Source organism: Sphingomonas sp. Sph1(2015) (genome assembly GCF_001970915.1).
GTDB classification, from domain to species: Bacteria; Pseudomonadota; Alphaproteobacteria; order Sphingomonadales; family Sphingomonadaceae; genus Sphingomonas; species Sphingomonas parapaucimobilis.
Genome location: NZ_MQUI01000002.1, coordinates 120,387 through 134,172, shown reverse-complemented (window position 1 = coordinate 134,172; position 13,786 = coordinate 120,387). Strand labels below are relative to the sequence as shown.

Sequence of the window (13,786 nt, the reverse complement as noted above, 5' to 3'; positions counted from 1 at the left end):
GACATTGCAATAGTCAGGGCGATCCCCTCCCCTGAAGGGGAGGGGGGCATCTCATGCATCCCGCTTCAGAAGCGATCCGCGTCCATCACCTTCGTCCAGGCGGCGATGAAGTCGTTCACGAACTTCTCCCTGGCATCGTCGGCGGCATAGACCTCCGCCACGGCGCGCAGTTCGGAGTTCGAGCCGAAGATCAGGTCGACCGGCGTCGCGGTCCAGCGGGCAGCGCCCGTCGCCCGGTCCTTGCCCTCATACAGGCCCGGTGTCGCCGACTTTGTCCATACCGTGTCCATCGACAGCAGGTTGACGAAGAAGTCGTTGCTGAGCGTTCCCGGACGGGTCGTCAGCACGCCGTTCTTCGATCCGGCGCTATTGGCGGCCAGCGCGCGCATTCCGCCGACCAGCACGGTCATTTCCGGCACGGTCAGGTCCAGCGAGTCCGCCTTGTCGACCAGCGCTTCGGGTGCGCTGACCTCTGCCTTCGGCCCGTAATAGTTGCGGAAGCCATCGGCGACCGGCTCGAGATGGGCGAAGGACTTCGGATCGGTCTGTGCCTGGGTGGCGTCGACGCGACCGGGCTTGAACGGCACGGTGACCGTCATGCCCCCGGCCCGCGCCGCCTGCTCGATCGCGGCATTGCCGCCCAATACGATCAGGTCGGCCATCGACACCTGACGTCCGCTGCGCGCAAAGTCCTTCTGGATCGCGGTCAGCTTCGCCAGCACCGTCTTCAGCTCGGCCGGATCGTTGACCGCCCAGCCCTGCTGCGGGTCGAGGCGCAGCCGCGCGCCGTTCGCCCCGCCGCGCATGTCGGTGCTGCGGAAGGTCGAGGCCGAGGCCCAGGCCGTGCGGATCAGCGCCGGACCCGAAAGGCCCGATGCGAGCACCATCGACTTCAGCCGGGCCTCATCCTCCGCACCGATCGGTGCGAAGCTGGCGGCGGGCAGCACGTCCTGCCAGACATAGGATTCGGTCGGCACGTCCTTGCCCAGATAGCGGGCACGCGGGCCGAGGTCGCGGTGGGTCAGCTTGAACCACGCGCGGGCAAAGGCCTGTGCGAACAGGTCGGGGTTCTTCTGCCAGCTCTCCAGGATCTTGCGGAAGGCAGGATCGTCCTTCAGCGCCATGTCGGTGGTGAACATGATCGGCGCGTGGCGGACACCCGGCAGATGCGCGTCGGGCACCAGCTGCGCCGCCGCCGGGTCGGTCGGAATCCACTGGGTCGCGCCCGCCGGGCTCTTGGTCTTCACCCAGTCATAGTTGAGCAGATTGTCGATATATTGGGTGGTGAACTGGGTGGGTGAGGCCGACCAGGCGCCCTCCAGGCCCGAGGTCACGGTGTCCTGGGCATTGCCCTTGCCGCACTTATTGGCCCAGCCCAGGCCCTGCTGCTCGATGGCACCCGCCGTCGGTTCGGCCCCGACGCAATCCTTCGGGGCGTGTGCGCCATGCGCCTTGCCGAAGGTGTGGCCGCCCGCGATCAGCGCCAGCGTCTCCTCGTCGTTCATCGCCATGTTGCCGAAGGCGCGGCGGATGTCGGCGGCGGCGCCGATCGGATCGTGATTGCCGTTCGGCCCTTCCGGGTTGACATAGATCAGGCCCATGGTGGTCGCCGCCAGCGGCCGCTTCAACGTGCCGTCCGCGTTGCTGCGCTCGGTTCCCATCATCTTGGTCTCAGGCCCCCAGAAGACGACGTCCGGCTGCCACGCATCGACGCGACCGCCGGCAAAGCCGACCGTCTTGAAGCCCATATCCTCCAGCGCGACATTGCCGCTGAGCACCATCAGGTCGCCCCAGCTGAGCTTGCGGCCATATTTCTGCTTGATCGGCCAGACCAGGCGGCGGGCCTTGTCCAGGCTGACATTGTCGGGCCAGCTGTTCAGCGGGTCGAAGCGCTGCTCGCCGCCGTCCGAGCCGCCGCGCCCGTCACCGGCGCGATAGGTCCCGGCGCTGTGCCAGGCCATACGGATGAAGAAGGGGCCGTAATTGCCATAGTCGGACGGCCACCAGGGCTGCGAGCTGTGCAGGACGCGGCGGATATCGGCCTTGACCGCATCCAGGTCCAGGCTGTTGAATTCCTTCCGATAGTCATAGTCCGCACCATAAGGATTGGCGCGGGTGTCCTCATGCTGGCGCAGCGCCGTCAGGTCCAGGCGGCTGGGCCACCAGTCGCGGTTCGTCATGCCGCCGGGGCGGGCGACCACCGGCGCGGGCGGGTCCTGGGTCACGGTCTTGGCGGCGGTCGGGGCCTTGGGCTGGGGGCGGTCGGTCTGCTGCGGCGCGCTGGTCAGCGCGGCGATCATCGCGATCAGGGAAACGGGTGCAATCGGCATGGTGGCCCCTTTGGTTTGTTATTCGTGGTGCGGGGCGCGATTAGAAAACCGGGTCTCTGCAGCAAAGCGAGTTAACCCGATTACAGTCATCGATTGCATTGTGCAGTGCGGTAGCGCCGGATCGGCAACCGGATCGAGGATCGTGGGCCGTATCCGGCGCTCCTCCGCCACACGCCTTGCAAACTCCGACAAATGTGAATTAGGATCGCGCTTATAATATAGAGCTTTCACAGAAGAGAGCGGCGAAGGGTAGCGCGGCCCGAGCGTACAGGCTCGGAAAGCGGCCGTGTGCGTGACGGCATCGATGGCAGGGAGAGCGAGGGATGAAGGCGAACAGACGCGAGATGATCGGGGGGGCGATCGCGGCGGCGGCACTGGCGCCCGCCGCGGCCTCGGCGGTGCCGACGGCGCCGCAGGCCATGGGAGCGGGGCGTGCGCTGAAGGTGCCGCCGCCCTCCCGCTTTACGCCGGACTGGGCGTCGCTGACCGCGGGTTACAGCGTGCCCGACTGGTTCCGCGACGCCAAGTTCGGCATGTGGGCGCACTGGACCGCGCAGTGCGTGCCCGAACAGGGCGACTGGTACGCCCGCGAGATGTATCTGCCCGGCAGCCGCGCCTATAATCATCACCTCAAGACCTATGGCCATCCGGCCGATGTCGGCTTCATGCAGATCCAGAACAGGTGGAAGGCGAATCGCTGGGACCCCGGCCGCTTGCTCGACCTCTACAAGAAGGCGGGCGCGAAATATTTCATGGCGCTGGCCAACCATCACGACAATCTCGACGCGTATGATTCCCAATACCATGCCTGGAACACGACGCGGGTGGGACCGCGCCGGGATATCGTCGGCGAATGGGCGAAGGGCGCCCGCGCCCGGGGGCTGCGTTTCGCCGTGTCGAACCACTCGGCCCATGCCTGGCACTGGAACCAGCCCGCTTATGGCTATGACCCGACCGGCCCGCGGGCGGGCGAACGCTACGACGCCTATAAGCTGACCGCGGCGCAAGGACGCGGGCAATGGTGGGAGGGGCTGGACCCGCAACAGCTTTATACCGGCCGCCACATGCCAATGCCCGACGGCATCAAAACCGAGGCGGAGGCCAATGCCTGGCACGAAGCGACCGACCGCCTGTGGAACGAAGGGGTTCCGGCGAACTCGAACTTCGCGGTCAACTGGCTGCTCCGCGCCAGGGATCTGGTCGAGAAATACCGGCCGGACATGGTCTATTTCGACAATTTCGACCTGCCGCTGGAGCAATATGGCCTGGATTTCACGTCCTGGTTCTACAACCAGTCGATGCAGTGGAATGGTGGTCGCCTGGAAGCCGTCGTCACCAGTAAGATGACGCCGCCGCAGCGGCGCACGGGTATCGTCGACGACGTCGAGCGTGGCGGTAAAAATTATATCGAGCGCTTCCCGTGGCAGACCGACACCTGCATCGGCAACTGGCATTACGATATCGAGACCTATCGGAACGACGGCTACAAGTCGGCGGCGACCGTCATCCATACCTTGTGCGACGTGGTGTCCAAGAACGGCAATCTGATGCTGTCGGTGCCGATGCGCGGGGACGGGACGATCGACGACAAGGAAGAGAAGATCGTCAACGATATCGCCGAATGGATGGGCCGCTATGGCGAGGCGATCTATGCCAGCCGCCCGTGGAAGCTGAACGGCGAAGGCCCGACGCGCGGCAATTCGGGCAATTTCTCCGAAGGGGGTCCCAAGTCCGCCTATACCGCGCGCGACGTGCGGTATGTGACGCGCAACGGCAATCTCCATGCGCTGGTGATGGGCTGGCCCGAGGACAATGTTGCGCGCATGACCCTGCTGGCGCAGGGCAACCCGACCATGCCGGGCCAGATCCAGCGCGTGACGCTGCAGGGCGACAACAGCCCGCTGCCGTTCAAGCGCACCGCCGAGGCGCTGGAAGTCACGCTGCCGCCGGGCGCGCGGCATGAGATCGGCGTCGCGCTGGTGATTTCAGGCAACGGCGTCACCGCCTGATGATGGAAGGGGCCACCTGGGGTGGTCGCTTTCCCTGGACTGGAAAAGGCCTCTAATTGGTCAGGCAAATGAGCTTTACAGCTTGAGCCTCCGGGTTAGACTGATCCGATAACCATGGGGGTGGGCGGATGAAACGGACGGGGATCATGGTCATGGGGGCGGGCCTGGCATCGTTGCTGGGCCTCGCCACTCCCGCCCGGGCCGCCGAGTTCGACCTGACGCGAGCGAGCCTGCTCGCGGCCCCGGACGGCGAGGGGGCCACCCGTATCGCCGCCGAACTTCTGGCCCGCGACCTGACGGCGCTGGGCGGACGGCCGGGCGCGATCGTCGAGGATGCGGCGAACTGTGCCGCGATGTGCGTCGTGATCGGAACGACGGCTTCCCCGATCGTCCAGCGGCTGGCGGCGCAGGGCGGCGTCGATCTGTCGCCGATCTCCGGCGGCTGGGAACGTTATGTCCGGGCCGGGTTCCGCATGGCCGGGCGGCGCTATCTGCTGATCGTCGGATCGGACGCGCGCGGTGCCGCTTATGGCGTGACCGACCTGTCCCGTGCGCTGGGCGTGTCGCCCTGGGAATGGTGGGCGGACGTCACCCCGCGCCGTCGCGAGCGGATCGTGATCGATGACGCCGCGTTCGTCTCGCGCGCGCCATCGGTGAAGTATCGCGGCATCTTCCTGAACGACGAGGATTGGGGGCTGGAGCCCTGGGCGGCCAAGACCTTCGATCCGGAAAAGGGCAATATCGGTCCCAAGACCTATCAACGCGTCTTTGAGCTGATGTGGCGGTTGAAGGCCAACACGCTGTGGCCCGCGATGCACTCGGTCTCGACGCCGTTTTTCGGCGATCCGGGCAATGCGCCGCTCGCAAAACGCTATGCGATCGTCATCGGCAGTTCGCACGCCGAGCCGATGCTCCGCAACAACTTGCGCGAATGGGACGAGGGGCAACGCGGCGGGTTCGACTTCACCCGGCGGCCCCAGGCGATCCTGGATTATTGGCGCGAGCGGGTGGGTGAGACCAGGGGGCAGGAGGCGATCTATACGGTCGGCCTGCGGGGGCTGCATGACGGGCCGATGCAGGGGGTGACGACCACGGCGGCGCGGCGCAGCATTCTGGAGGATGTGGTCGGGCGGCAGCGCGGGCTTCTGGCCAACACGCTGGGCAAACCGGCGGCGCATCTTCCGCAGCTTTATGTCGCCTATCATGAGTTGCAGGAGGCCTATGACGCCGGACTGACCCTGCCCGGTGACGTCACGCTGATGTGGACGGACGACAATTACGGCTATCTGCGTCGGCTCAGCACGGCCGAGGAGCAGAAGCGGCCCGGCGGGGCGGGGGTCTATTACCACCTGTCTTATTGGGGACGGCCGCATGACTATCTGTGGCTGGGCACCACGCATCCCGCGCTGATCCGCGAGGAGATGGGACGGGCGTGGGATGCCGATGCGCGGCGCATCTGGGTGGTCAATGTCGGCGACATCAAGCCGGTCGAATATCTGTCGCAATATTTCCTCGACCTGGCGTTCGACACCAAGCTGCTGGACCAATCCCCGCGCGAGCATCTGCGCCGCTTCATGGCCGAGCAGTTCGACGAGGCGGAGGCGGGTGCGATCGCCGATGTGATGATGCGCTTCTACGACCTCGCCTGGCCGCGAAAGCCCGAATTCATGGGCTTCGGCCAGACCGAATGGGTCACGCCCAACCGCCCGAGCGGCTATGTCCGGTCGGATGGCGAAGAAGCGCAGGCGCGCATCGCGGCCTATCAGGCGCTCGCGGCGCAGGCGGAGGCGATCGGCACGCGTATCGCGAAGGACCGGCAGGATGCCTTTTACGAACTGGTCCTCTATCCGGTGCGCGGCGCGGCGGGGCTGAACACGCGTATCCTGTCACTCGATCTGGCCGAGCTGTACGCGCGCGATCAGCGAGCCAGCGCCAATGCCTATGTCGCGCGGGCGAAGGCGGCCCATGCCAGGCTGGTCGCGGATACGGCGCGCTACAATGCGCTCGCTGGCGGCAAGTGGCGCGGGATGATGGACATGGCGCCGCGCCGCCTGCCGGTCTTTGCCGAGCCGATGTGGCCGAACTGGCAGTCCTCGACGCAAAGCGGCTGCGCCACCAGGCTGTGGGGCGCATGGATCGGGGACGAGAATGTCCTGACCTTCACCCGCGGCATTCCCGCCGCGCGGCCCGTGACGCTGTATCAGCATCAGCCGCAGGCGACGGCCTGGGCTGTGAGCGACATGCCCGCCGGTCTGTCCTTGTCGCAAAGCAAGGGCGAACTGAACGCGCGCGGGGGTTACGAGCAGCGGCTGACCCTGCGCTACGACGGCAAGGGTGCGGTCGGGCCGGTGACGCTGCGCTGCGGCGATCAGCCGGTGGTCGTCCATGCGGCCGCGCTGACCCCGCCCAATGTTGAGCCGGGCACGGCCATCGAGGACGAACGTCGCGTCACCATGCCTGCGCTGACAGCCAGTTATGGCGCGGATTGGGAAGCGATCCCCGATCTCGGCAGTCAGCACGGCGCGCTGCGGGCGAAGCTGACCCTGCCGTCACGCGGTTCGGCGGCGCAGGGCACGCACGCAACATGGCGGTTTGCGACCATGACCGAGGCGGGGGCGACCTTGCATATCGTCGCGCTGCCGACCCATCCGCGCGATCCCGCGCACGGACTTCGCGCCGCCGTCCGGCTGGACGACGGCGACTGGCAGACGGTCGATTTCGCGACCACCGGGCGCAGCGACCAGTGGCGGCAGAATGTGCTGACCAACACTGCGATCGCCGACATCCCGCTCAAGAGCTTTCCCGCCGGGGCGCACGTGGTGGCGATCGTGCCGCTCGACCCCGGCCTGATCCTCGATCGTGTCGAGCTGGTGCTCGACGGCGCCCGCCCGCTCTACGCGCCGCTCGCCTCTGATTCTTGGCCGGAGACTGCCCGATGACCGTGACCCGCCGCACTCTTCTGGCCAGCGGGCTGGCCGCACCCGCGCTGGGGACGCCCGCATTGGCGGTCGACCGTCCGATGGAACTGGACAGCGGCGATGCGCCCGCGCCGTTCGACATTATGCCCGAGCCGCCCTTTATCGCCGATCCCGGCCTGCTGCGGCTGGATGACGGTTGGCTGTTCCACAAGGGCGACATCGCCGTGCCGCCGATCCTGGGGCATGAGGAAAGCTATCAGAATGCCAAGGCCGGGATCGCACAGGGCGCGGCGGCGGTCAGCTATGACGACAGCGACTGGCGCGCGGTCGAACTGCCGCATGACTGGGCGATGGAGGAGGTGGTCGATCCCAAGGCCAATGTCGCGCAAGGCTATCGGTGGCGCGGGATCGGCTGGTATCGCCGCACGCTGAAGGTGCCGAGCGAATGGCGCGGGCGCTATCTGGAGGTGCAGCTGGGCGCGGCGGCGACCAACGCCAAGGTCTGGTTCAACGGCGTCCTCGTCGCGCACAGCTTCAGCGGATACACCGCGATCCTGATCGATATCACCCCCTATGCCCGGTTTGGCGAGGAGCTGAACACGCTGGCCGTCCGCGTCGATGCCGAGACGATGGAGGGTTGGTGGTATGAGGGCGCGGGGCTGTACCGCCACAACTGGCTGGCGGTGCGCGACGGGGTGAGCATCGTCACCGATGGCCTGCACGCCGATCCGCGCCGCGACGGTGCGGGCTGGACGGTGCCGGTCGCGCTGACCGTCTCCAACATCCAGAAGACGGCGGCGACCGTCCGCGCCGAGGCGGTGCTGATCGACCCGGCAGGCCGCACCATCGGCCGGGCGGAGACAGACGTGACCGTCGATCCGCTCAGGACCGCCGAGGCGACGATGGCCATCCCGGTTACGTCGCCGCAGCTCTGGTCGGTCGACCAGCCGACCCTCTACCGGGTGGAGACCCAGCTGCTGCGCGACGGCAAGGCGATCGATGCCCGCGCCACCCGGATCGGCTTTCGCGAGATCCGCTTCGACGCAGCCACCGGCTTTCACCTCAACGGCGTGGCGACCAAGATCAAGGGCGTCTGCGTCCATCAGGATCATGCCGGGGTCGGCGTCGCCATGCCCGATGCGATGTGGGAGTGGCGCATCCGGCGGCTGAAAGCGATGGGCTGCAACGCGCTGCGCTGTTCGCACCATGCGCCCGCGCCCGAACTGCTCGATGCATGTGACCGGCTGGGTATGCTGGTCATGGACGAGAACCGCAACTTCAACCCCAGCCCCGATTATCTGCGGCAGTTGCAATGGCTGGTTCGCCGCGATCGCAACCATCCCTCCGTCTTCCTCTGGTCGGTGTTCAACGAGGAACCGATGCAAGGGACCGAACAGGGATACGAGATGGTCCGCCGCATGGCCGAGGCGGTGAAGGAACTCGACACCTCGCGCCCGGTCACGGCGGCGATGAATGACGGCATGTTCTCGCCGCTGAACGTGTCGGACGCGGTCGATGTGATGGGCTTCAACTATCAGCATCGCCGCTACGACAGCTTCCACGCCGCGCATCCGAACAAGCCGATGACCAGCTCGGAGGATACCAGTGCCTTCATGACGCGTGGCGTGTGGAAGACCGACATGGCCGCGCATGAGGTCAGCTCCTACGACACCGACGCCGCCGAATGGGGCCTGACCCATCACGAAAGCTGGCGGATGATCGATACGCGGCCTTTCGTCGCGGGGACGTTCGTGTGGACCGGCTTCGACTATCATGGCGAGCCGACGCCGTTCGAATGGCCGACGACCAGCAGCGTGTTCGGCATCATGGACCTGTGCGGTTTCGCCAAGATGGCCTTCCACCTGCGCCGCGCGCAATGGGTGGACGATGCGCCCGCGCTTGCCCTCGCGCCGCACTGGACCTGGCCGGGGCGCGAGGGGCAGGCGATCCGGGTGATGGCGCTGACCAATGCCGATACGGTGGAGTTGCGTCTGAACGGCCAGTCGCTGGGCCAGAAAAAGGTCGACCGGCTGGCGATGCCCGAATGGCAGGTGCCCTATAGCGCCGGACGGCTTGAGGCGGTCGGCTATCGCGGCGGGCGCGAGGTGTCTCGCACCGCCGTCGAGACGACGGGCAAGGCCGTCGCGTTGAAGCTGGTCGCGGATCGTGGCGGGATGCTGGGGACGGGCAGCGATGTGCAGCCCTTCACCGTGATGGCCGTCGATGCGAAGGGGCGGGTGGTGCCGGACGCCGATGCGCCGGTCAGCTTTCGGGTGACGAAGGGCGTGGTGATCGGCGTCGGCAATGGCGACCCGAACGACCATGACTCCGAGGTCGTGCCCGCGCGCCGCCTCTTCCATGGCCTGGCCCAGGCGCTGGTCCGGGCCGAGGCGGGGGCGGGTACGCTGATGGTCGAGGCGACCGCGCCGGGCCTGAAACCGGCGCGCGCGTCGGTGCGGGTGATCGCGGCCGAGCCTTTGCCCATGCTGCCCGCGACCCGGCCCGTCGCGATGCTGACCGACTGGAAGCGGAGCGACTTCACCGCGACCCGGCCCGACCCGCTGCGGCGCTATGCGGGCAATGACATGAACAGCCTGGTCTATGCGCGGCCCGGACGGCTGGAGGGGCCGGGCGAGGGCGTCTGGTCGACCTATCGCACCAGCTTCAAGCCCCGCCGCCGGGTGGCCGAGCAGGGCGGCGCGGTGGTCTTTGCCGAGGTCGTCGGGCGGGCCGAGGCCTGGGTCGACGGCGTGAAGCGGGCGGAGAAGGCGGACTTTGCAGGCGCGCCGCTGGTCGTGCCGTTCCCGGCCGGGGCGGGGGAGCGGCAGGTGGTGCTCTTGGTGGAAGCAGAGCCGGGCAGGGCTTCGGGATTGGGGCGGACGATTTCGGTTCGGGAGAGGTGAGTCGCTTGGCCTTCGACTTCGGCGCAAAGCGCCGAAGTTTATCCTGAGCAGCTGGCTTGCCAGCCAGCCGAAGGGCTCAGGCTGAACGGAGGTTGGGTATAGGCACCCCGCTCCGTTCACGCTGAGCGAAGTCGAAGCGCACGCCCCCGACACCTGCCTCAAACCTTCAAGATAATCCCCTTGCGATCCAGCACCCACCCGAACGCACAGCAGACCAGCGTATAGACCAGCGCGCAGAGCAGCGACCCGACCGGCCCCGGCGCGATCGGCTGGAACGCGTTGAGGCCGACCCAGGTGTAAAGCCCCTCGCCATCGATATGGACCAGTTCCAGCACGACGACGAGCAGCTCGGAAAAGAGGTAGATGGCGAGCGGATTGCGCCCCAGCATCTGAAGAAAGGAGCGTCCGAGCGTTACGCCGCGCACCTCGACCAGCCACAGCGTCGCGCCCAGCAGGATCAGGTCCAGCCCGACCGTCAGCGCGACGAACGAGCCGGTCCACAGCTTCTTCGCCACCGGCAGGACCGGCGCGAACAGCAGTGCGACGACGACCAGCGCGGCCCCGATCGCCGCCAGCTTCCCGACCGTCGCGCCATGCTTGCCCCAGCGCTGGATGGCGAGGCCCGTCAGATAGCCCGCGATCACATTGGCGGTCGCGGGCAATGTGCCGAGCAGCCCCTCGGGATCGAAGCCATGATCCTTCTTGTAGAGATGCTCCGGCCCGATCAGCCACAGGTCGAACAGCGTGCCCGCATTCCTGTACCGCCCGAACGCCTCGCCCGTCGGGCTGAGGCCGACGAGGATCGCCCAGTGCGCGACGACCAGGCCGATGGCGGCGATGAGCAGGTGGCTCGGCCGCAGATAGCGCGCGAGCAGCGCCCCCAGCAGATAGCAGAGCGCGATGCGTTGCAGCACGCCGGTAAGCCGGGTGACGGCAAAGGGCTTGGCGATCCAGCTGCCGTCCGCCTGATGCGTGACGAAGGGGAACCAGTACATCAGCACGCCGAGCAGGAAGATCAGCGCGGCGCGCTTGAACACCCGGCGCAGGAAGACATGCTCGGGCATCGGCCGGGTCAGCGCGAAGCTCATCGCGTTGCCGACCGCGAACAGGAAGCTGGGATAGATCAGGTCGGCCAGGGTGAAGCCGAACCACGGCGCATGCTGCAACTGGCTGAACGCGCCGCCCGCGCCCGCCGTGTTGACCACGATCATCAGGAAGATGGTCGCGCCCCGGAACATGTCGAGCGAGGCGAAACGCTCGGGTCTGGCGGTCATCGTCGTCACCGGGCGGTCTCCTGCATCAGCGCGCGGGCCTCGGCCACCGGGTCGGCGGGGGCGCTGACCTTGTAGATGTGAGAGGAGGCAACCCATGCCTTTTCCCAGTCGAGCAGCCTGGCCGTGAACGCGGCGTCGTCGACCGGCCGCCTGGCGGGCGCGGCGGCGCGCGCTTCGGTGAGATAGGCTGTCCAGCGTGGCAGGTAATAATCGGCATACATGTCCGCCCAGGCCTTGGACGCATAATCGCCCAGATGGCCGCGTCCGCCCCAGATCGTTACCTGCGCCTTGGCATTCTGTTCATAGGCGGCCTTTTCGGCGGGGGTGTCGCCATAGGCGCGGGCGTCCGCGATCCAGCTGGCCAGGCTTTCCTGTTGCCCGCCGATCAGATGGTCGATGGCGTGTGCCAGCGCCTTGACCCGCGCCGTCTCTCGGTCTCCGGCGGGAATATCGCCTTTTTGATAGGCGGCGACGGCGGCCTTCACGCTGTCGTCCAGCGACAGGCTGGCGGCGTGACGGGTCAGGTCGACCAGATCATAGCGATAGAGCGGACTCTTCCCGTAAGCGGGCGCAAGCCTGAGCATCGCCGCGATCCCGGCACGCAGTTTCGCGCGGTCGCCCGGTTCGGCGGGATAGGTCGGCGCATCGGCGGCGGGGCGCTTGAAGAAGAGATAGGCCCCGGCGCGCTCGTTCCACCAGCGCGGGGTCCAGTAGCGCACGTCATAGGCACCCGCGACCACATCCTGCCACGCCGTGACCATCGCCGGGTCGCTGCGGCCATAGCGCGCGGCGGTGTAGCGGCTCAGCCAGGGGCCAAGCGCCATGTCGCCGCCCGGCCACGCCACGTCATAGGCATAGTCATAGACCAGGCTGTTGCTGTGCAGCCCCTCCGGGAACATACCGAAGCCGCGGACATTCCCGCGCCCCTTGTCGGCGAACATCGCCGCCACATCCCGGCGGTAGAAATCGGGCGCGCCGTAGACCGGGTTGCTGCCGCCATAATTATGGACATAGCCATAAACCCAGTTCTTGCCGTCGAAGCCGTTGGTGGTCTTCCAGATGCCGGGATAGCGGTCATTGCCGATGTCGAGGATCAGCATCTTCTCGTCCGGCACGTCGCGCAGGAAGGCGGCGATGGCGTCGGGGGTCCAGAATTTCTTGTCCGCCCCGAACAGCCAGCCCTGCATGACCCAGGTCGCCCCCGGCGCGGCGGCGGCGATTGAGGCGTAGAGCCGCTGACCATAGGCGGCCAGCCGGGCATCGCGGACCTCGCGGGGCAGGGCGGCCGCCTTGGTCGCGGCATCGAGCGCGGGGGTGTTGGCGGTCGCGTCGCCATAGGCGGCATGGGCGGTGTCGCTGCCATCCTCCGCGATGGGCGGCACCATCTCGTTGAAGGCGTCGGCGAGGTAATATTTCCCCGGCCCGTACTCGGCGGTGTAGAGTTGCAGGAACCGCTTTGCCAGCGGGGCGAACAGCGGATCGGACGGGTCGAGCCAATAGGTCCCCTCGAACCCCTCCCAGGACCGCATCTGGTAAATGCGCGCCTTCGGATGCGCCTCGGCAAAGGCCTTGGGTACATATCCGGCAAAGGCGGGCAGGATCGGCGTCATGCCCAGGTCGCGCATCCGACCAAGGATACGCTTTTGCAGGTCGTGCTTCTTATCGATCCACCCGGTCGGCAGGGGCGCGCGATAGCCCTCGATATTGCCCATGCGCTGCCATGGCAGGAAGGCGGGGCCGGAGAAGTGCTGGGCGAGCTGCGCCTCGCTCAACCCCTGTTCGCGCCAGAGCTGGCGCCAGACATAATCCTGCCCCTCCATCGCCAGCGGCATGTCGACGCCGTGGACCGCCATCGCGTCGATCTCGCGCTCCCAGCGCGGCCAGCTCCACCAGGGCGTGGTATAGCCGAAGGTACAGGTGTTCAGATAGGCGCGGACGTCGAACGGCGAGGAAACCCAGCCGCTGTCACCGGGCGTCAGGCGGGTCATCGGGCCGACCCGATTGCCCTCCCAGCTGATCGCGAGCCGCCCTTGCGCATTCAGCATCGCCGCCGCCCCGCGCACTGCCGCGACGGGTGAGGAGGCTTCGACGTTCAGCCGGTCATGATCGACCCGGACGCGGTAGCGGGAATCGGTCGAGGGTCGGATCGCCACCGAGACCTGTCGTTCCGGCACGCCCAGCCGCTGGAGCGCGGCGCGCGCCGCCTGCCCGCCATCGCTCTGCGCATGGGCCATCGAGGCGGTGAGAAACAGGGTGCCGATCAGGCCGAGCGTCTTGGGATAGGTCATCACGAACTTCATTGTCCCCGGTTCATACCAAAAGGGAAGGGCGGACCATGGCTGGCCCGCCCTC

General features: G+C 67.2%; 6 protein-coding genes. 3 read left to right on the top strand and 3 right to left on the bottom strand.

Features of this window, described 5'->3' with window-relative positions; all coding sequences use genetic code 11:
* Positions 1-65 precede the first annotated feature (65 nt).
* Positions 66-2,330 (bottom strand): catalase/peroxidase HPI, encoded by a 2,265-nt coding sequence (katG, locus tag BSZ14_RS01555; RefSeq protein ID WP_076709444.1) that lies wholly within the window; start codon positions 2,328-2,330, stop codon positions 66-68.
* Positions 2,331-2,653: 323 nt separating this feature from the next.
* Here katG and BSZ14_RS01550 point away from each other — a divergent pair, with 323 nt between their 5' ends.
* The 3 genes from BSZ14_RS01550 to galA all read left to right on the top strand — a co-directional run bounded on the left by BSZ14_RS01550 (position 2,654) and on the right by galA (position 10,160).
* Positions 2,654-4,339: an alpha-L-fucosidase gene (locus BSZ14_RS01550; protein WP_076709443.1), complete on the top strand. Its 1,686-nt coding sequence runs from the start codon at positions 2,654-2,656 to the stop codon at positions 4,337-4,339.
* 128 nt (positions 4,340-4,467) lie between these two features.
* Entirely contained in the window at positions 4,468-7,278 is a 2,811-nt protein-coding gene (locus tag BSZ14_RS01545) for a glycosyl hydrolase 115 family protein (protein WP_076709441.1), read from the top strand.
* A complete protein-coding gene (gene galA, locus BSZ14_RS01540) occupies positions 7,275-10,160 on the top strand; it encodes a beta-galactosidase GalA (RefSeq protein ID WP_198930426.1) in 2,886 nt (961 codons plus the stop codon). Before BSZ14_RS01545 ends, galA begins: the two co-directional genes overlap by 4 nt.
* 158 nt (positions 10,161-10,318) lie before the next feature.
* Here galA and BSZ14_RS01535 read toward each other — a convergent pair whose 3' ends face one another.
* Positions 10,319-11,434 (bottom strand): acyltransferase family protein, encoded by a 1,116-nt coding sequence (locus BSZ14_RS01535; protein ID WP_076709510.1) that lies wholly within the window; start codon positions 11,432-11,434, stop codon positions 10,319-10,321.
* A gap of 5 nt (positions 11,435-11,439) precedes the next feature.
* Positions 11,440-13,734: an alpha-N-acetylglucosaminidase gene (locus BSZ14_RS01530; RefSeq protein WP_076709440.1), complete on the bottom strand. Its 2,295-nt coding sequence runs from the start codon at positions 13,732-13,734 to the stop codon at positions 11,440-11,442.
* Positions 13,735-13,786 lie beyond the last annotated feature (52 nt).

Excerpts from the sequence above, each read along its gene's own strand:
- katG (WP_076709444.1), bottom strand. The coding sequence starts at position 2,330 with ATGCCGATTGCACCCGTTTCCCTGATCGCGATGATCGCCGCGCTGACC.
- BSZ14_RS01550 (WP_076709443.1), top strand. The coding sequence starts at position 2,654 with ATGAAGGCGAACAGACGCGAGATGATCGGGGGGGCGATCGCGGCGGCG.
- BSZ14_RS01545 (WP_076709441.1), top strand. The coding sequence starts at position 4,468 with ATGAAACGGACGGGGATCATGGTCATGGGGGCGGGCCTGGCATCGTTG.
- galA (WP_198930426.1), top strand. The coding sequence starts at position 7,275 with ATGACCGTGACCCGCCGCACTCTTCTGGCCAGCGGGCTGGCCGCACCC.
- BSZ14_RS01535 (WP_076709510.1), bottom strand. The coding sequence starts at position 11,434 with ATGACCGCCAGACCCGAGCGTTTCGCCTCGCTCGACATGTTCCGGGGC.
- BSZ14_RS01530 (WP_076709440.1), bottom strand. The coding sequence starts at position 13,734 with ATGAAGTTCGTGATGACCTATCCCAAGACGCTCGGCCTGATCGGCACC.